At 38.0% G+C, this 18,351-nt stretch carries 17 protein-coding genes; 10 read left to right on the forward strand and 7 right to left on the reverse strand.

Features of this window, described 5'->3' with window-relative positions; genetic code table 11:
* The 10 genes from dnaA to ACKWCF_RS00050 all read left to right on the forward strand — a co-directional run bounded on the left by dnaA (window position 1) and on the right by ACKWCF_RS00050 (window position 11,329).
* Window positions 1-1,419, forward strand: a complete 1,419-nt coding sequence (gene dnaA / locus ACKWCF_RS00005) for a chromosomal replication initiator protein DnaA (protein WP_409478638.1) — start codon at window positions 1-3, stop codon at window positions 1,417-1,419.
* 243 nt (window positions 1,420-1,662) lie between these two features.
* Window positions 1,663-2,769, forward strand: coding sequence for a DNA polymerase III subunit beta (gene dnaN, locus ACKWCF_RS00010; protein WP_409478639.1), 1,107 nt, complete (start codon window positions 1,663-1,665; stop codon window positions 2,767-2,769).
* Window positions 2,769-3,899, forward strand: a complete 1,131-nt coding sequence (gene recF / locus ACKWCF_RS00015) for a DNA replication/repair protein RecF (protein WP_409480270.1) — start codon at window positions 2,769-2,771, stop codon at window positions 3,897-3,899. Before dnaN ends, recF begins: the two co-directional genes overlap by 1 nt.
* Before the next feature lie 61 nt (window positions 3,900-3,960).
* The gene (gene gyrB / locus ACKWCF_RS00020; RefSeq protein ID WP_409478640.1) at window positions 3,961-6,390 is read left to right on the forward strand and encodes a DNA topoisomerase (ATP-hydrolyzing) subunit B; all 2,430 of its coding nucleotides are present in this window, start codon (window positions 3,961-3,963) and stop codon (window positions 6,388-6,390) included.
* 13 nt (window positions 6,391-6,403) lie between these two features.
* Window positions 6,404-8,872 (forward strand): DNA gyrase subunit A, encoded by a 2,469-nt coding sequence (gene gyrA / locus ACKWCF_RS00025; protein WP_409478641.1) that lies wholly within the window; start codon window positions 6,404-6,406, stop codon window positions 8,870-8,872.
* The gene (locus tag ACKWCF_RS00030; protein ID WP_409478642.1) at window positions 8,838-9,659 is read left to right on the forward strand and encodes a tetratricopeptide repeat protein; all 822 of its coding nucleotides are present in this window, start codon (window positions 8,838-8,840) and stop codon (window positions 9,657-9,659) included. Before gyrA ends, ACKWCF_RS00030 begins: the two co-directional genes overlap by 35 nt.
* A complete protein-coding gene (locus tag ACKWCF_RS00035) occupies window positions 9,656-9,886 on the forward strand; it encodes a hypothetical protein (RefSeq protein WP_409478643.1) in 231 nt (76 codons plus the stop codon). The genes ACKWCF_RS00030 and ACKWCF_RS00035 overlap by 4 nt, the downstream gene beginning before the upstream one ends.
* A gap of 13 nt (window positions 9,887-9,899) precedes the next feature.
* Window positions 9,900-10,274, forward strand: a complete 375-nt coding sequence (locus ACKWCF_RS00040) for a hypothetical protein (protein WP_409478644.1) — start codon at window positions 9,900-9,902, stop codon at window positions 10,272-10,274.
* Between the two features lie 9 nt (window positions 10,275-10,283).
* A complete protein-coding gene (atpB, locus tag ACKWCF_RS00045; protein ID WP_409478645.1) occupies window positions 10,284-10,970 on the forward strand; it encodes a F0F1 ATP synthase subunit A in 687 nt (228 codons plus the stop codon).
* Window positions 10,971-11,002: 32 nt separating this feature from the next.
* Complete coding sequence (locus ACKWCF_RS00050; RefSeq protein WP_409478646.1) at window positions 11,003-11,329, forward strand: ATP synthase F0 subunit C; 327 nt, start codon at window positions 11,003-11,005, stop codon at window positions 11,327-11,329.
* Between the two features lie 166 nt (window positions 11,330-11,495).
* Here the strand turns inward: ACKWCF_RS00050 and ACKWCF_RS00055 are convergent, their stop codons facing one another.
* The 7 genes from ACKWCF_RS00055 to ACKWCF_RS00085 form a co-directional block, all read right to left on the reverse strand.
* Entirely contained in the window at window positions 11,496-12,866 is a 1,371-nt protein-coding gene (locus ACKWCF_RS00055) for a phosphomannomutase/phosphoglucomutase (protein ID WP_409478647.1), read from the reverse strand.
* Between the two features lie 4 nt (window positions 12,867-12,870).
* Window positions 12,871-13,848, reverse strand: a complete 978-nt coding sequence (locus tag ACKWCF_RS00060; RefSeq protein WP_409478648.1) for a 4-hydroxythreonine-4-phosphate dehydrogenase PdxA — start codon at window positions 13,846-13,848, stop codon at window positions 12,871-12,873.
* A complete protein-coding gene (locus tag ACKWCF_RS00065) occupies window positions 13,841-14,827 on the reverse strand; it encodes a peptidylprolyl isomerase (protein ID WP_409478649.1) in 987 nt (328 codons plus the stop codon). The genes ACKWCF_RS00060 and ACKWCF_RS00065 overlap by 8 nt, the downstream gene beginning before the upstream one ends.
* A 15-nt stretch (window positions 14,828-14,842) precedes the next feature.
* Window positions 14,843-15,853, reverse strand: a complete 1,011-nt coding sequence (locus ACKWCF_RS00070) for a peptidyl-prolyl cis-trans isomerase (protein WP_409478650.1) — start codon at window positions 15,851-15,853, stop codon at window positions 14,843-14,845.
* Window positions 15,828-16,643, reverse strand: a complete 816-nt coding sequence (locus tag ACKWCF_RS00075; RefSeq protein ID WP_409478651.1) for a peptidylprolyl isomerase — start codon at window positions 16,641-16,643, stop codon at window positions 15,828-15,830. The genes ACKWCF_RS00070 and ACKWCF_RS00075 overlap by 26 nt, the downstream gene beginning before the upstream one ends.
* Window positions 16,644-16,714: 71 nt before the next feature.
* Window positions 16,715-17,260, reverse strand: coding sequence for a lysophospholipid acyltransferase family protein (locus ACKWCF_RS00080; RefSeq protein WP_409478652.1), 546 nt, complete (start codon window positions 17,258-17,260; stop codon window positions 16,715-16,717).
* 118 nt (window positions 17,261-17,378) lie between these two features.
* Complete coding sequence (locus ACKWCF_RS00085; RefSeq protein ID WP_409478653.1) at window positions 17,379-18,347, reverse strand: electron transfer flavoprotein subunit alpha/FixB family protein; 969 nt, start codon at window positions 18,345-18,347, stop codon at window positions 17,379-17,381.
* Between the last annotated feature and the right edge of the window lie 4 nt (window positions 18,348-18,351).

Genomic DNA, 18,351 nt, shown 5'->3' on the forward strand with positions numbered 1-18,351 from the left:
ATGCAGTTAAATTCAGCAAATCTGGATTCATCATTCTGGAGTCAGGTAAAGACTTCGATTAAGCAAAAAAGTGGGTCAAACCGCATTTTAGAATCCTATTTAGAACCCGTTGAATTCATTAGTACTGAAAAAAGAGATGAAAAATTTCACTTCACATTATCTGTGCCTAACAAATTTATTCATTTCTATGTCAGCGAAAATTTAAAAGATAAAATCGTCTCTGAAATCAAATCACTTATTACTGAAGATTTCGAGATTAATCTTATTGTTTCAGAGAAAACGTCTGTTGATTACAATTCATCATTACAAGATGTATTGCAAAATTCAGATGAATTGCTGCAAGTTCAGAATAAATTAAATCAAGCACGTCCACTACCCGTAGTGAACATGGAACTATTAGGTGAAGAGTTTACCTTTTCTACATTCGTTGTGGGTAAAAACTCTGAGTTCGCACACGCAGCGACATATAATGTTTCACAAAGCCCGGGTGAAGGAGATTACAATCCTCTCTTTATATATGGACCTTCTGGAATGGGTAAAACTCACTTACTCAAAGCGGCTATCCACCAGATTCACCAAAACTATCCACACTATCGTGTACTATATACTAGTGCCGAAAAATTCTTAAATGAATGTGTTCAATCTATTCGCAGACAAGAGATGGATAAGTTCCGTCTTAAATATAGAGAGAACTGTGATGTTTTAGTTGTCGATGACGTACAATATATAGAGCGTGGTCAAGCGGTGCAGGAAGAATTCTTCCACACGATCAATGCTTTTATTGAACGCAGAAGACAGGTGATCTTAGCCAGCGACCGCATGCCGAAAGATATTTTAAATTTAGAAGATCGTTCGCGCACAAGACTTGAGCGTGGTTTAATCGCGGATATCACAATGCCTGATTTGGAAACGCGAATAGCCATATTACGTTACAAAGCTGAAAAGAAAAATTTGCGTATCCCTGAAGATGCGATCTCTTATTTAGCACGCATTTCAAAACGTTCGATCCGTGAACTTGAAGGAAATTTGAACAAAATTAAAATGTTCTCTGAACTTCAAGGTGTAACAGTGAATTTAGAATTAGCGCGTAAAATTTTATCACATCACGAAAACACAGCGACTATTAGTGTTGATGAAATTTTAAGAATTGTTGCTGAACACTACAAAATTAGAATTACTGATTTAAAATCGAGCAGTCGTGCGAAACCAATCGTTGTGCCTAGACAAATTGCAATGTGGTTGATCAAAAAGTTTTTAGATAAGTCATTAGTTGAAATTGGTAAAACTTTTGGCGGCCGCGACCACACAACTGTGATCAATTCACTGGAAAAAGTCGAATCTTCACAGGCTAAAGATTTGCAATTTAAGAGTGATATCGACGATTTAGTGAACCAAATCCACAATATCACAGGTTTATAGCATGTGGATTGTGGAAACAAATGTGGATTAGTAATGGGATAACTTTGTGGGTAAAGTTTCCCCCAAAATTGAACCATGAAAACATTGAGCTAAGGGTTGAGTTTTCCACGTAAAAAAGATAGAAGTTTCAATAATTTAATTGAGTTTTACGGATAACTACAGCCCCTACTAATACTACTACTTATTTATATATATATTATTAGGTAAACTGGGATCCAAAAATTTAAGAACAAAAGGCTTTATATGAAAATCGAAATTCAGAAAAAAGATTTATTAGGATTAATTGGCAGAACACAAAACATCGTTGAAAAAAGAAACACAATGCCTGTTTTAGTGAACGTTCTTTTAGAAACCGCTAATAATCAATTAAAAGCCTATGCTACAGATTTAGAAGTAAGCCTTACTGACAGTAGCCCTGCCGTAATTAAAGAAGATGGTAAGGTTGCAGTGAGCGCTAAAAGCCTATTTGATTTAACTAAAGAATTATTAGAAGGCCCAATCCAATTAACTAAAAAAGATAATAACTACCTAGAAATTAGACAGGGTAAGTTTTTATCAAAGATTGTTGGTGTGGCTGCTGAAGAGTATCCAGTATTCCCAACTTATAAATCAGAAAACTTTTCTAAGATCGATGCGGCAGAATTTAAGCAGATGATCGATAAAACTATTTACAGCGTTTCTAACGATGAAACACGTTATCACTTAAATGGAGTGTTCTTTGAAGCTTCAGATAAAAATAACGTAACGATGGTTGCAACTGATGGTCACCGTTTAAGTTTAATTAAAAAATCTTTTTCTAATTTAACATTCAATGAAAAAGTAGGCGTGATTATTCCTAAAAAAGGTTTATTCGAAATTAAAAAATTAATCGAGAACACTGTTGAAGATGTTTATGTAGCAGTAGAAGGTTCTCAATTTATCGTTAAATGCGGCACTTGCGTATTAATGATCAGATTGATCGAAGGTAAATATCCGAATTATCAACAGTTTATTCCACAGAAGTTATCTCATAAAATTAAAATTCCGCGTGAATCAATCTTATCTTCATTAAAAAAAGTTTCTTTATTAGCGAATGCAAAATCTAAAGCGATTTTATTATCGTTCAGTTCTAATAAACTAGAAATCACTTCAAGCAACCCTGAATTAGGTGATGCTAAAGATGAATTAGAAATTGATTACGCTGGGCCAGAATTAAAAATCGGTTTTAACGCTAGATACATTGAAGATGTTTTAAAAAATATCGAACAAGACAGTGTTGAAATTGAATTAAACGATCAAGTGTCTCCAGGCGTTTTAAAAGCGTTTGGAAAAAATGACTACGTCAACGTAGTTATGCCTATGAGAATTTGATGCAATTAAATACCCTTGGCTTAAAAAGCTTTAGAAATATTTCTGAGGCTTTTCTACGACTTTCTCCACGCTTAAATATTTTTATTGGCGATAATGGTCAGGGAAAAACTAATTTTATCGAGAGTATCCATTTATTAATCGAAGGCGAAAGCTTTAGATATTCTGACTATTCAACTTTAATTCAATTTGGCCAACCCAACGCTTTTATTAAAGCTTCCGTGCAAAATAACGATCTTGAATACCAAATCCTGGTTAAACTTTTAGGAAACAAAAAAGAAGTTTTGGTGAATGATAAAAAAACCACCAAGATTGAGCAGTATTTGCCGCCTGTTGTGCTTTTTTCACCTGAAAGCTTGTCAGTGATCAAAGAAAGCGCTGATGAGCGTAGAAAGCTTTTAGATAGCTTAATCGAAACCAGCGTCAAAAATGGCAAACAGCTTTTAGTCGAATTTAAAAAAGCCTTAAGAACGCGCAATAAAATTTTAAAAGACATTTCTGAAGATAAAATTTCCCGCGATATGGGACTACAAACTTTAGAGAGTATTAATCAGATTTATTTCAATTTAGCAGGTAAACTGACGTATTTACGCATTAAATGCTTGGCTGATATCAAACCTTTTGTGCAAGAAGCGCTCGTAAAAATTGAAACTAAAAATCCAAATGTGACTTTTGACTTTTCTTATGAAATTTCCGACCAAAAAATTGTGGAAAATTCTGAGGAAATGTTGATAAATTTAATGAAAAAAAGAGCTCAAGAACTGCTCCCAGCTGAGCTTTCCGCGGGCATTAGTTTGGTGGGTCCTCAGAAGCATGATGTCATATTTCTATATAGCGGAAATGACTCACGTTTTTTCTCTTCGCAGGGGCAGCAAAGATCTATCATATTAGCTTTCAAAATGGCTCAAATCGTGTATCATTACAGGGTTAACGGATTCTACCCTGTTTTGTTATTGGATGATGTGTTGTCAGAGCTCGATCAAACTAAGCAAAGTTCGCTTGTTTTGGCCTTGAATGAAATTCAAACTCAGACCTTTTTAACCTCAACAGATATCGAAGTTTTAAAAAAACTGAACATCGATCGTAGTACCGTTTTCAATGTGCAAAATGGATTTGTACAAACTGCTGATTAACTTCAGCGGTTAAAGAAATAAATTTAAATATTTTTTCTTTTTTAATGTGTGAGAGGTGCTCATGTCTGAACAAGTTTCAACAACTGCCGTATCTGCAGATAAACAATACGGCGCAGATGATATTCAAGTCTTAGAAGGACTTGAAGCCGTTCGTAAAAGACCGGGAATGTACATCGGTGATACAACGATTCGTGGTTATCACCATCTTGTGTACGAAATTGCAGATAATGCTGTCGATGAACACTTAGCTGGTTTTTGTAAAAATATTTACGTAACAATTCACACAGATGGTTCTTTATCGGTAGACGATAACGGCCGTGGTGTTCCTGTTGGTCCACACAAATCTGGCAAAGATGCGATGGAAGTTGTTTACACGGTATTACATGCCGGTGGTAAATTCGATGGTGGCGCGTACAAAGTTTCCGGCGGTCTACATGGCGTAGGTGCTTCGGTTGTAAATGCGCTTTCTTCTCGTTGCCAAGCTGAATCTCATAAAAACGGAACTCACTACCGTCAAGTTTACCACAAAGGTATTCCAGATGGCCCAGTAGAAAAAGTTGGTCCCACAACTCGTACCGGTACAATTGTAACTTTCAAACCTGATTTAGAAATTTTCAAAGAGCCAGGAATGGCTTTTGACTTCAACACGTTATCAAACCGCTTCCGTGAGATCGCTTTCTTAAATGCGGGTTTACATATTTGTTTAACTGATGAAGCTACTGGTAAGAAAGCTGATTTCCAATACGCAAACGGTGTTGCTGAATTCGTTTCATTCTTAAATCAATCTAAAAAAGCTATTCACAATGAAGTGATTTACTTCAAAGGTGAAAAAGACCAAGTTGAAGTTGAAATCGCAATGCAATGGAATGATTCGTACTCTGAATCGATCTACTGTTACGCAAATAACATCAACACGCACGAAGGTGGAACGCATTTAGTGGGTTTCCGTGGCGCTTTAACTCGTACGACAAATTCATACGCTTCACAAAAAAATCTTTTAAAAGATTTTAAAGAATCAATCGAAGGTGAAGATATCCGCGAAGGTTTAGCGGCAATTATTTCTGTAAAAGTTCGCGAACCACAATTCGAAGGACAAACAAAAACTAAACTTGGTAATGCCGAAGTAAAAGGTATCGTTGAGTCTTTAGTAAATGATAAATTAGCTGACTGGTTAGATAGAAATCCTGGAACTGCCAAAACTATCGTAACTAAGTGTGTGGAAGCTGCGCGTGCGCGTGATGCTGCCAGAAAAGCCCGTGATTTAACTCGTCGTAAAACAGCATTAGATGGCGGATCATTACCTGGAAAAATGGCAGATTGCCAAGAGCGCGATCCAGCAAAATGTGAATTATACCTGGTGGAGGGAGACTCGGCCGGTGGATCTGCAAAAATGGCGCGTGATCGTAAGACGCAAGCTGTTTTACCGTTAAAAGGTAAAATCCTAAACGTAGAAAAAGCGCGTTTTGATAAAATGTTATCAAACGACGAGATCAAAATGATGATTTCGGCTTTAGGAACTGGAATCGGTAAAGAAAATGTTTCTGCCGATAAAATCCGTTATCACAAAATCATTATTATGACCGATGCCGACGTGGATGGATCGCATATCCGTACACTTTTATTAACTTTCTTCTACCGTCAGATGCCTGAAGTTTTAGAAAAAGGTTATATCTACATCGCTCAACCACCTTTATACCGTGCTAAAAAAGGTCAATCTGAGACTTACTTAAAAGATGAAGCTGCACTTACAGAACATCTATTAAAAACTGGTTTAGATTCTTTCGAAGTAAAAGGTAAAAAAGTTGAAACTGCTGAATTACGTAAATTCGTATTAGGCATCCAAAAATTCAACTCATTACTACACTCTTCATCACGCAAGTATGACAGAGACGTATTATATTTCTTATTAAGTAAAGTAACTGATTTAGAGTCGACGTTAAAAGACGAAGCTAAATTAACTAAAGCCTTAACAGAATTAAAATCTTGGATTGCAGCACAACCAACTCTTGGTGTGACTGAAGTTGATTTCACAGTTCAAACAACTGACGGAAAAGTTGAAGCAGTCGTTGAAACAACTCGTTATGCTGACCGCATGAAAACAGTTTTATCATCTGACATGATCAACTTCTCTGAAATCGTTGAAATCAGAAGCATCTGGAATCACATGCAATCGATTTCAAAATTACCTATGACAATTGTTAAAGGTAGCGAAGAACAATCGTTTGAAAACTATAACGAGTTCTATGAAGACATCATGGAAAATTCGAAAAAAGGAATCTACATCCAACGTTACAAAGGATTAGGAGAGATGAACCCAGAGCAATTATGGGATACAACTCTAAATCCAGAAAATCGTAATTTATTAAAAGTAACAATTGATGATGCTGTTGCAGCCGATGAGACATTCTCAGTTCTTATGGGTGAGCAAGTTGAGCCTCGTCGTAAGTTTATCCAAGATAATGCGTTATTAGTGCGCTCGTTAGATGTATAGAGGGAAATGTTAAATGGATTCAAATAACAACGTGCCAGTAAAAGGCGTAACTAACGTAGATATTAACAAAGAAATGCGCGAAGCTTACTTACAGTACTCAATGTCTGTCATCGTGGGCCGTGCTCTTCCAGATGTGCGCGATGGTTTAAAACCGGTTCACCGCCGTGTTTTATTCGCTCAGCACGAATTATCAAATACTCACGATAAACCTTATAAAAAATCTGCCCGTGTTGTCGGTGACGTGATCGGTAAATACCATCCGCATGGCGATAACGCTGCTTACGATACTATGGTTCGTATGGCGCAGGATTTCTCTCTTCGCTACCCGCTAATTGATGGTCAAGGTAACTTCGGTTCTATTGATGGTGATAGCGCGGCCGCTTCTCGTTATACGGAAGTTCGTATGACGAGATTAGCTGAAGAATTATTAGCTGATATTGAAAAAGAAACTGTAGCTCATGGTCCGAACTACGATGACTCTTTAGAGATCCCGTTAGTTTTACCTTCTAAATTTCCAAATTTATTAGTGAACGGTTCATCTGGTATCGCCGTAGGTATGGCGACAAATATTCCGCCGCACAACTTAGGCGAAGTTTGTGATGGAGCTATTCATTTAATTAACAATCCTGAGTGTTCAATCGATGAATTAATCGAAAGAATCCCGGGACCAGATTTTCCAACGGCAGGTTTAATCGCTGGTCGCGCTGGTATTTTACAAGCTTACAAAAAAGGTCGCGGTATCATTACGTTAAAAGCACGTACTGAAATCGAAACTAAAAAAGATCACGAAGAAATTATCGTGACCGAGCTTCCGTACCAGGTAAATAAAGCTAAATTAATCGAATCTATCGCTGACCTTGTGAAAGAAAAAACTGTTGAAGGTATCTCTGATATCCGCGACGAATCTTCTCGCGAAGGCATGCGCGTAGTTATTATTTTAAAACGCGGTGAAAACGCTTCAGTCGTTTTAAATCGTTTATTTAAATTTACTCAGTTACAAGTAAGCTTTGGTATCATTATGCTTGCGATTGATAAATCGAATCAGCCGGTAACATTTGATTTAAAATCAATGTTAGAAGCATTCGTTGATCACCGCCGTGACGTTGTAACTAAACGTTGTATTTACGAACTTAAAAAAGCCCAAGAACGCGCACATATTTTAGAAGGCTTGAAAAAAGCTTTAGATAATATCGACGCAGTAATTGCTACGATCAAAGCTTCTAAAGAAGCCAACCAAGCTCGTGAAGCGTTAATGGATAAATTCCAATTCTCTGAACGCCAAGCTGTTGCGATCCTAGAAATGCGTTTACAACGTTTAACTGGCTTAGAGATTCAAAAAATCATCGACGAATTAGACGAGATCATGAAACAAGTTAATTGGTTAAAATTCGTTTTAGCTGATGTTAAAGAGATCTACAAAATTATCGTTGGTGAATTAGAAGATATTAAGAAAAAATACGCTGATAAACGTCGTTCAGAAATCACTGGCGATATGGATGATCTTGAAGATGAAGATCTAATTGCTGACGAACCAATGGTTGTGACAATCACAAACACGGGCTACATCAAGCGTATCAACACAGAAGAATACCGCGTTCAAAAACGTGGTGGTAAAGGTCTTAAGGGTATGGAAACTCGTGAAGAGGATTACGTAACAGATCTTTTCACGGCTTCGACTAAAACTCAGTTATTAGTATTCACTGACAAAGGTAAAGTTTACTGGTGTAAAGTTCATAAATTACCATTAGGTAACAGAACTTCTAAAGGTAAAGCGATTGCGAACGTTGTTCAGCTTGCTGCCGGCGAAAAAGTAAAAGCGATTTTACCAGTGAATGAATTCAGCGAAAACAAATACGTTGTGATGTTAACTGAAAAAGGGATTATTAAGAAAACATCGCTAGATGCTTTCGCTAATCCACGCCAAGCAGGCATTATCGCTCTTACAACTGATCTTGAAGATCAACTAGTAGCTGCAAAAATTTCTGATGGCCAATCTGATATTTTCATCGCAACTAAAGAAGGTATGTCGATTCGTTTTAACGAAGATGACGTGCGTGGCATGGGCCGTTCTGCCCGCGGCGTAAAAGGTATTACTTTAGCTAAAGATGATATCGTTGTAGGTATGCAAGTGATCGAAAAAGACACGAAAGATACTTTATTAATGGTAACGTCTAAAGGTTACGGTAAACGTTCAGAAGTCATTGAATACCGCGTACAAAGCCGTGGTGGTGTTGGTATCATCACACAAAAAACAACTGATAAAGTTGGTAACGTAGTAGGAACATTAAAAGTAAATGCGGCTCAAGAGTTAATTTTATCTACGGATCAAGGCCAAGTAATCAGAATGAAAATCTCTGATATCTCAGTTCTTGGACGTAACACTCAAGGTGTAAGATTAATTAACTTAGATGAGAAGCAAGAGTTCGTTTCAGGTTTAGCTGTTGTCGATGATGAAGATAAAGCTGGCGAAGAAATCCACTAAGTTATTCACACTTCTATTGATGGCAGGCGCGATTTGCGCTTGCCAATCAAGAGCCGAAAAGTTCTTTCATTTGGCTCAAGAAAAAATCGAACAGCGTCAATTCTTAGACGCTGTTGATCTATTAGAAAACTCTGCAGAATTAGAAAAAAACAATCGTCTTTGGTCAAAAACCGAATTCGAGATCGCTCGTATTTTACGTTTTGAAATTCATGACTATAATAAAGCTTTGCTTGTGTACCGTGAACTTATTTTAAAATCTGAAGACGCTTCGATTCGGTTGTTATCACAAGAGGCTATTGCCGAAGTTTATTTTGAAAATATTCAAGACTACACAACAGCGGTCAAAGAATATCTTTTGTTAGAATCACTTATTAAAGATCCAGAAAAACTAGAACAAATCAGACTTAAAATTGCCCAGTGTTATCGTTATACCGGAAGTTTTAAAACCGCTTTAGAATATATCGACGTGTTTTTGGGACCTGCAAAATATGAAAAAAATGCGTTTTTAAAATTAAAGGCGCAGACCTTTACCTCACTTGGTCAATATGATGAGGCGGTTAAAAACTATCACCTTATTTTGGCCAACGACGCGAAATATTTTGCCGATGAAAATCTATATGTAGTGGTCGCCATGACTTACGAAGAAAAACAGGATTATAAGGCGGCCATCGCTTACCTGACCCACAACAAAGATAAAATTAAAGATCAGTCTTACTACGATCTAAGAATTAAGCGTCTAAATGAAAAGTTGGTGAATAAACCTTTCACAAAAGGGGTCCGCAAATGAGTACACCAAATTCCAAACCACCGAAGCAAAATAAGTACTTAATGTTTGGGGCGATCGGCTTTGAATTGATATCGCTCATTTTATTTGCAATCTATGGTGGCGAGTATGCGGTCAAGCAGGGCTACCCTAACTATCTTAAGGCTTTATTGATTGTCTTGGCCTTTGTTGTGTGGTTTATCAGTCTTATCACCAAGTTACGCGCGATCGAAAAAAATAAAGATCAGTAGAAAGAACCTTTAAATGATTAAAAAAATCGCAATTATTTCTCTGCTAACAGCCGTTGTGACTGGTTTAGCAACCTGGTTTTTTGGAAAACCAACGATGGCCGGAACCGCAGTGATTTGTCATCTGCTCTTGATTCTGAATTTGCTAGGAATTTGGCTTATTTGGAGAGTGGTTTTCGAGAAAAAATCCGTTGCCCTAGGGGTCGTCGTCATTATATTAAAATACCCGTTACTTGGATATATCGTAATACAGATGAGCCGCCAGAGTTGGTTTGATTCTATTGGCTTATTAATCGGATTTTTATCGTTTGTATTTTCGATTGTTCTCGTAGCTCTGTATAAGCAGAAAACTGTGGAAGCAGAAAATAAAGCTAAAGAAATTAAACCGTAAGGACGTAATATGCATTTTAACTGGACGCAATTAATCCCTGGAGTAGGTCACCACTACATTCACGTTGCAACTTTATTATTAGCAGCAGCAATCACAATTCTTTTAGGTGTTGTAGCTCGCGTAACTTTAGGTTCTGGCGATGCAGCTGTTATCCCAACGAACAAATTTTCTGTTCGCGGTGTTTTCGAATTCTTAACTGAATACATCTACAACTTAGCAAACCAAGTTATCGGTCATCACGGTCGTCATTTCGCTCCATACTTTGCAGCGATCTTCACTTTCGTTTTAATCAACAACTTCTTAGGTTTAATTCCTGGTATGACTCCAGCGACTGACAACTTCAACACAACGTTTGCATTCGGTGTGTTTTCTTTCTTAGCGTATAACGTGATTGGTTTAAAAGAAGGTGGTTTAGGTTACCTTAAACATTTCTTAGGCCCAGTGTTAGCATTAGCTCCGTTAATGTTAATCATCGAGTTAATCTCTCACTTTATCCGTCCATTAACTTTAGGTTTACGTTTAGCGAATGTAATGACAGGTGACCACGCGGTATTAACAGTTTTCTTAAACTTATTCCCGATCGGTCCTGCAATTCCGTTCTACTTAATGGGAATGCTTGTTTGCGTAATTCAAGCGTTCGTATTCACTTTATTATCAATGGTCTACGTGGCTCTTGCTACAGCCCACGACCACTAATTAACTGGTACTTAGGTATCAAGGAGAAACACATGAAAAAGGCAATCGTATTTGCTACAACATTATTAGCTTCTGTTAGCGTTTTCGCACAAGAAGCTGCTGCAACTGCAACTACTGGTTCAAACAGTGGTTTAATCGCTTTATCTGCTGCAATCGCTATCGGTTTAGCAGTATTCGGTGGTACAGCTGCTCAAGGTAAAGCTGCTTCTGCTGCTTTAGAAGGTATGGCTCGTAATCCAGCTGCATCTGACAAATTATTCACACCGCTTATCTTAGCTTTAGCTCTTATCGAGTCTTTAGTTATCTTAGCGTTCCTAGTTGCTTTCGTAAAATTACCAGCAGCTGGTTTCGGTTTCTAATTTTTTCTTTACAGAAAAATTAAAACTAAAAAGAGTCGGTTTAATACCGGCTCTTTTTTTTGCCCGAAAAGGTAGGCCGTACCTTTTTGGAAAGCGGCGTATCAAATAAAAAACCCACGCATTTCTGCATGGGTTTCAACAAAGATTCTAAATGTTAAAATCTAAATTATAAGTATTTATTCACTACAGACATTACTGAATCTTGGATCTTTTTAAGACCTGCTTCAGTTGATGACTCGAAACGTACAACTAATACCGGTTGTGTATTCGAAGCACGAGCCAAAGCCCAACCATCATTAAAGCTGATTCTGATTCCGTCGATTAAGTTTACTTTGAAATCGTCTGAAGGTTTTGAAAACGCTTCTTTTACTTTTTCTACGATTAAAACTTTTTTCTCTTCAGTGGTATCAATACGAATTTCTGGCGTGTTAAATGCCGGAGGTAAACCTTCTAATAACTGTGGAATGTTTTTTCCAGTTTGAGATAAGATTTCGCACAAACGAAGACCGGCGTAGGGAGCATCGTCGTAACCGTAGTTGCGATCAGCGAAGAATACGTGACCAGACATTTCACCACCGAAGGGTGCTTTTTCTGATTTAACTTTTTCTTTTACTAAGCTGTGGCCTGTTTTCCATAACACCGGAACGCCACCGTGTTTAGCGATGTCGTTGTACATACGATCAGAACATTTCACATCACCAACGATTTTTTCACCTTTTTTAGTCGCTAATACAGAGCGAGCGTAGATCGTCATTAATTCATCGCCGTAAATCATTTTTCCCGTGTGATCAACGATACCAATACGATCCGCATCGCCGTCAAAACCGATACCCACTACAGCACCTGTTTCTTTAACTTTTTTAGCAAGATCAACTAAGTTTTCTTCTACAGTTGGATCTGGATGGTGATTCGGGAATGTTCCATCTGGCTTTTCAAATAAAATTTCTGGCGTTAAACCCACAGTTTCAAATAGACGTTTTACGATTACGCCACCGGCACCATTACCACAATCAAGAACCACTTTGATTGGTTTTAATTGGCCGAATTCTTTTTTGTAACGCTCTAAGTATTCAGGAAAGATATCGTACTGTTTAGCTGATCCGCCAGGAGCCGTTACGTAATCATTTTCAGAAATGATTTTATAAAGCTGCTGAATTTCAGCACCGTGAATTGTTGTTTTACCAAAAGAAATTTTAAAACCGTTGTACTCTGGTGGGTTGTGAGAACCTGTCACCATGATGCCGCCGTCTAGATCTAGTGCGAATGTAGAAAAGTAACTGATGGGTGAAGTCACCATGCCAAGCATGTAAACTTCTGCACCAGATTCTACGAAACCTTTTTTAAGATTTTCGATTAGCGGAGTAGAAGAAGTTCTGGCGTCGTGGCCTAAAGATAAACGAAAGTTTTTCTTTCCCGTTTTTTTATGAACGAAAGAACAAAAAGCTTTTCCAAGGTAATAAGCAAATTCATCGTCGAATTGTTTGTTGTAAACACCGCGGATATCGTATTCGCGAAAAATAATTGGGCTGATAATCATATCACTAGCTCCTCTTTAGTAACTTCAAGTTAAGCTCAATCGCTTCTATCATAGAATTAGCGTTGGCTTTATTTTTATTAAATATATCTTTAGCCGTACCATGATCAACGCTGGTGCGCAGAAATGGTAGTCCTAATGTAATGTGAACACCGCTGTCTTGGCCGTGGATCATTTTAAACGGGATTAAACCCTGATCATGATACAAAGCCAAGTACGTCGAATACTTCGACCAATTCTCAGGGAAAAAAGCTGCATCTGGCGAAAGCGGTGCTGACAAGTATTTATGTTTTTTAACTAGCGGCAGTAAAACCTTTTGTTCAAAAGATCCAACCACACCCTTTTCACCCGCATGCGGATTTAAACCCAGTAGCCCTACGGGCTTACTACTAGATAGCAGGTCTTGTAACATTTTAGCGGCTGCAAAACTGGCTGTGAGTTTCTTTGGGGATAAGTCTTTTTCGACATCTTTAAGCGCAATATGATCAGTTGTAATGATCACGTTAAACTTATTTCCGATAAAACCCATAAACATCGGATTTTTTGGAAAGTAATGGCGAAAAATTCCGGTGTGCCCTACGAACTTATACCCAGCCTCTTTAATCAGAGTTTTTGAAATCGGAGCCGTGACTAAAGAATTCATGATCTTATCACGGCAAAGCTCTGTGGCTTCAATAATCCAATCAGCGGCTGTTGTTGATAACTCTAAATCAAAAAGAAAATGTCCATCTAGGGCATTAGCGTTTTTTAAAATATAATAAAAAGCTAATGCTGACTTAGCCGATTTAAAGGTAAGCCTAGAAAACTTTTGATCGATTAATTTGAAATAGCGCTTTTGTGTCTTTTCTTGGTCTTTATCACGAAATAAAAAAAACGAAGTGTTTTTCTGTGGACCAAGTTTTGCTAAAGCTTTGGCGGTCACTTCAAAGCCAATACCATCAGGGTCACCCGTGGTAATGGCTACCGCAGAAAACAACTTACTCATAAATTTTAATGTAAGCGTCTTGTTTTTTAGATTCGAACCAATTTTTTAATTGGCGTTTAAAGTTCTTTTCAACAAGGCTACCCTTGATCTGTTCTTTGTAGCGTAAAAAATTTGGGTCTTGAGTTACTTTTTTATCCAACACTTTTAAAATTTGAAAGCCGCGTGATGTGCGAACGATTTGCGAAGTTTCGCCAGCATCTAAATTCGCTAGAGCTTTTTCCATGTCAGGATTTAATTCACCCGTTTTAAATGAACCTAATAAACCACCTGGATTTGCATCGGGATCTTCATTGTACTTATCCGCCAATGATTCAAACGATTCACCAGCCTGCAATTTTTTATAAACCACTTCAGCGCGTTTTAAAGCATCTTCTGGAGTGCCTTTGCGTGGATTAAAGAAAATCATTCCTACTTTTAATTCATTTACGTTGGGTTTGTATTTCGGATTACGAGTTTTGTATTCGTTGTAAGCGTCATCATCAGTGATGCGAAGTTTCGAAACGATTTCTGTTTCAAAAAAGTTTTTACGCTCCATGCGGGCTTTTAAAGTTTTTTTGTAATCAGTGACGCTGAAGCCTTGTTTTTTAATGTAGGCCTCAAGTTCCGCTTTATTCATTCCGTTTTTCTTGGCCAAATCAGACATCTCTTCATTAACACGCTCTTCAGTAAAACTTAGGTTTTGGCGTTTGATTTCTGATTCAACTAATTTTTCACGAATTAAATATTGTAATTGAACCGAACGGTTAGATTTTAGATCTTCGATCTTGTCGTCTAAAAGCATCGTTTCATCAATTGAGCCGTCTCTTTTTAAGCGCGCAGGAATTTCATTTAAATCAGATTGTAAAACAGCTTCCGAGCCGACAGTGGCGATAATTTTATCTACTAAGTCAGCTTTGTCAGACTTTTTAGTTTCTTTAGCTGGGGCTGCAAGAGCTACCGAAGACATTAATAAAGCAAATAGAATGAAGTACTTTTTCATTCTAAGAATATCGCTTTATTCTTCGCGGGTTTCAACGACCAAAGCGTCAATAGCAGCGGTATTTCGAAAAATTTTATGGCGTTTAATTTGCTCGTCTAACCAGGCCGAAAAGCGCGCAGATTCGCGTAAAGCCACCACTTCAGCTTTGATCTGTGGCTTGACTTCAACAAAGGTACGTTGGAAAGACTGCTTGCGCTGAGTAACCTTGTAAAGTCGATAACCCTCGGCGACTTGAATAGGGCCAATTAGTTCTGATTTTCTAGAGATAAATAACGGCTCTAAGGGTGATCCTGGAGCGCGCTCAATCCAGCCATATTTCATGGCCCCTGGAGTTGCGCGGTCTAAAGAGTATTCTTTAAATAGATTTTCAAACGACGTTTTTCTGTAAAGCTTTTTGATCACATCAGCTTGGTTTTCATCTTGAAGTAAGATTGATTCAGCCTGAACAGATTCATTTTGAAAGTACTTAAGTTTGTTCGCCTGAAAGTGAGCTTCTAATTCTTCATCAGTTGGCGGCGTCATTTCTTTACGCAGAGTCGTAAACAAAACGTCACGCTTTAAACCGATCTCGACCGCTTTACGCCAATCTTGGTAAGACTTATTTTGCGAAGCCAATTCATCACGAAACTCTTTATCGCTTGGAAATTGCGAAATCGTTTTTGCCAGTTCCGCTTCTAAAGTTTTTGCATCCAAATTTAATTTTTGATCGGCAAACCACTGTTCAATTAAAGCATCGACTAAAAAATCTGTAGTTACTTTAGTTTTGAAAGTTTTTAAAACCGAAGGATCTTTCGCAGATAAGGGATCAAGCTCTTTTAAACGGTTTGCTAAAGCCATAGAAAATTGGCTTAACGTCATCGTGCGGTTTTCAACCTGAAGAACAATTTTAGATTTTGTGCCGAAAGAAAAAAGATCACAGCCCGACAGCACAAGTGTCAGACATACAAAAAACCCCGCTGAGCGAGCGGGGCTTTTTCCAAATAAACTATTTGAATTTTTATTATTCAACCAACTTAGAGTTAACATTTACTGGATATTGCTTTTTTAGTTTGTTAAAAAATTCATCGAATAAAACTTTACGTTTTTCATCGAATACAGCCATGCGGATTTCACGTTTAGTGGCTTCTTCGTATGAACGCTTACCTGTTAATTTGAAGATATGGTATCCAAACGGAGTTTCAACTAAGTTAGAAGTCACTTCGTTAAGTTTCATTCTTAAAGCCGCATCGTAATAAGATGGGATTAAAGTTAAACGAGATTGCCAACCGATATCGCCACCTAAGTTTTTAGTTGTTAAATCGTCTGAGTATAAACGAACTAACTCTTCAAACGGACGTTTTGATTTTAAAACTTCGCCTAAGATTTCAGTCGCGCGCTTTTTAGCTTCGGCACGTTGTTGTTCTGTAGCGCCCGGCTTTACTTCGATTAAGATATCAGATACGCGGATTTGTGGGTTCTTCGCGTAGTAAGCTTTCATTTCGGCTTCAGTCACTTTGTTCTCTTGAACTTTTTGACCTAATTCTTTTTCAAGTAAACCTTTGTAAAGCTCTTGGTTTAAACGATCTTGAACCATTGGGTCGCGTTCAAGGTTACGCTTTTTAGCTTCTTGTAAGCCCATTTCGTAACGTATTAAGTCTTCTAAGAAAACTTTTCTGCTTGGCATGTTCGTGATTACTTGAGAAGTCACTTCTTTATATTTTTTATTAAACTCACCTAAAGTGATTTTTTTGTTGCCAACAGTGGCAACAACGTCAGAGTCTTTTTGCGCAAAAGCTGACAAAGAAAAAGCTAGGCCTAATGATAAAATCCATTTCATGTAGTAATTCCTTTTTGACAATATAGTCCTATATAAAATGCTAAGGCTTAGGCGTTTGCTCGACAATGATTTTAAGTTAATTTGGCCGATTGGCTGCGCGCATCAAAAAGCTGATTTTTAAGGGAATTTGCTAATTCTGGCGACCTTGGGTCAGTGTTTTTATCGATCGTAAAATTAAAAGGTAACCACAGAATATTTAACTGGGCGAAAGGCTTGGGAAGATAAGCCTTATTCCACGATCTTGGAAAATGCCAAGCACGATCACAAGAAATTCCGCCAGCATAAATCGGAGCTTTGGCTAGACGTGCAATTTCAAACACACCGGGTTTTACTTCATAAATGGGACCTTTGGGACCATCAACCGCCATGCTGCAGTTTGATCCGTCTTTGCAATATTTAAGTAAACCCTTAAGCGCAGTAACAGCTCCGCGAGTCGCCGAGCCACGCGAAGTTTTTGCGCCCAACAGTAATAAAACAGTGTTCATCATCTCACCGTCTTTTGATGTCGAGGTCATAGTGGCAATTTTATAACGGGAAACTAAAGAAATAAGTGGGATTTCATCGCCGTGAAAGTGCGCCAAGATCATGGGCTTTTTTTCTTTCATCAACGTTTTCATGTCGTCGGGCTCTTGAATTTTAACTTTCCAGGTCATCGACAATAACTTGTAAATGACCCAGACAATAAATCCTAAAAAAAGCCCGCGAATTTTATGCACTTTAAAAATTAACCAGTAATTAGTGGTGAAGAGCTTTTTTAAATTCTTCAGTTAATTTAGGTAAGATTTCTAAAGCGTCACCCACGATACCGTAAGTTGCTTTTTGAAAAATCGGAGCATTTGGATCATTGTTAATCGCAACGATAACTTTTGAACCACTCATACCCGCTAAGTGTTGGATCGCTCCAGAAACACCAGCTGCAATGTAAAGCGATGGAGCCACTGTTTTACCAGTTTGACCAACTTGCATGCTGTGTGGAACCCAGCCAGCATCAACAACCGCACGAGAAGCACCAACTGTGGCGCCTAATACGTCTGCTAGATCTTGTAAAAGCTTGAAGTTACCAGCTTCTTTAAGGCCACGACCACCAGAAACGATAATGTTAGCTTCAGTTAAATCTAATTTTTCTGAAGTGCCTTTAACGATATTTTTGATGATTGTTTTTAAAGAAGGAGCCGCAAATGCGTGCTCAGTTGCAGGAGCTGTTTTTGCAGTATCAGCTGCAGCAACAGGTAATTGATTCGCACGCATTAAAACGATTTTTACTGGTGCATTTTCAAATGTGCCAGTTGCAAAACATTTACCTGCGTAAAGGGGTTTTTTAACTTTTACATCGTCACCAGAAATTGTGATTTCAGTTCCGTCAGAGATAACACCTGCATTTAATTTTGCAGCGACGCGCGGAAATAAATCTTTAGCCGTAGATGAAGCAGAAGCTAAAACAATTGTTGCTCCTGTTTTTGTGATCGCCTCAGAAACCGCAGCTGTGAATAATTCTGGGTTGTACATGTCAAACGAAGCATCTTTAGAAAAGTGAATTTCTTGAGCGCCGTGATGAGCAAGTTCAGCGTTTGCAGTGCCTGCTTGCGTGCCTAATGCAAAACCTAAAACTGTGTGACCAGATTTAGCTGCGAATTGTAAAAGCTCTTGAGAGCTTCTTTTAAGTTTACCATTTTGGAATTCAGCAAAAACTAAAATTTTAGACATCGTC

Origin of the sequence: Pseudobdellovibrio sp. HCB154 (genome assembly GCF_046267985.1) — a bacterium.
Classification (GTDB): Bacteria; Bdellovibrionota; Bdellovibrionia; order Bdellovibrionales; family Bdellovibrionaceae; genus Pseudobdellovibrio.

What these genes read in the sequence shown, in the direction of transcription:
- dnaA (WP_409478638.1), top strand. Translation starts at nt 1, where the DNA reads ATGCAGTTAAATTCAGCAAATCTGGATTCATCATTCTGGAGTCAGGTA.
- dnaN (WP_409478639.1), top strand. Translation starts at nt 1,663, where the DNA reads ATGAAAATCGAAATTCAGAAAAAAGATTTATTAGGATTAATTGGCAGA.
- recF (WP_409480270.1), top strand. Translation starts at nt 2,769, where the DNA reads ATGCAATTAAATACCCTTGGCTTAAAAAGCTTTAGAAATATTTCTGAG.
- gyrB (WP_409478640.1), top strand. Translation starts at nt 3,961, where the DNA reads ATGTCTGAACAAGTTTCAACAACTGCCGTATCTGCAGATAAACAATAC.
- gyrA (WP_409478641.1), top strand. Translation starts at nt 6,404, where the DNA reads ATGGATTCAAATAACAACGTGCCAGTAAAAGGCGTAACTAACGTAGAT.
- ACKWCF_RS00030 (WP_409478642.1), top strand. Translation starts at nt 8,838, where the DNA reads ATGATGAAGATAAAGCTGGCGAAGAAATCCACTAAGTTATTCACACTT.
- ACKWCF_RS00035 (WP_409478643.1), top strand. Translation starts at nt 9,656, where the DNA reads ATGAGTACACCAAATTCCAAACCACCGAAGCAAAATAAGTACTTAATG.
- ACKWCF_RS00040 (WP_409478644.1), top strand. Translation starts at nt 9,900, where the DNA reads ATGATTAAAAAAATCGCAATTATTTCTCTGCTAACAGCCGTTGTGACT.
- atpB (WP_409478645.1), top strand. Translation starts at nt 10,284, where the DNA reads ATGCATTTTAACTGGACGCAATTAATCCCTGGAGTAGGTCACCACTAC.
- ACKWCF_RS00050 (WP_409478646.1), top strand. Translation starts at nt 11,003, where the DNA reads ATGAAAAAGGCAATCGTATTTGCTACAACATTATTAGCTTCTGTTAGC.
- ACKWCF_RS00055 (WP_409478647.1), bottom strand. Translation starts at nt 12,866, where the DNA reads ATGATTATCAGCCCAATTATTTTTCGCGAATACGATATCCGCGGTGTT.
- ACKWCF_RS00060 (WP_409478648.1), bottom strand. Translation starts at nt 13,848, where the DNA reads ATGAGTAAGTTGTTTTCTGCGGTAGCCATTACCACGGGTGACCCTGAT.
- ACKWCF_RS00065 (WP_409478649.1), bottom strand. Translation starts at nt 14,827, where the DNA reads ATGAAAAAGTACTTCATTCTATTTGCTTTATTAATGTCTTCGGTAGCT.
- ACKWCF_RS00070 (WP_409478650.1), bottom strand. Translation starts at nt 15,853, where the DNA reads ATGTTAACTCTAAGTTGGTTGAATAATAAAAATTCAAATAGTTTATTT.
- ACKWCF_RS00075 (WP_409478651.1), bottom strand. Translation starts at nt 16,643, where the DNA reads ATGAAATGGATTTTATCATTAGGCCTAGCTTTTTCTTTGTCAGCTTTT.
- ACKWCF_RS00080 (WP_409478652.1), bottom strand. Translation starts at nt 17,260, where the DNA reads ATGAAAACGTTGATGAAAGAAAAAAAGCCCATGATCTTGGCGCACTTT.
- ACKWCF_RS00085 (WP_409478653.1), bottom strand. Translation starts at nt 18,347, where the DNA reads ATGTCTAAAATTTTAGTTTTTGCTGAATTCCAAAATGGTAAACTTAAA.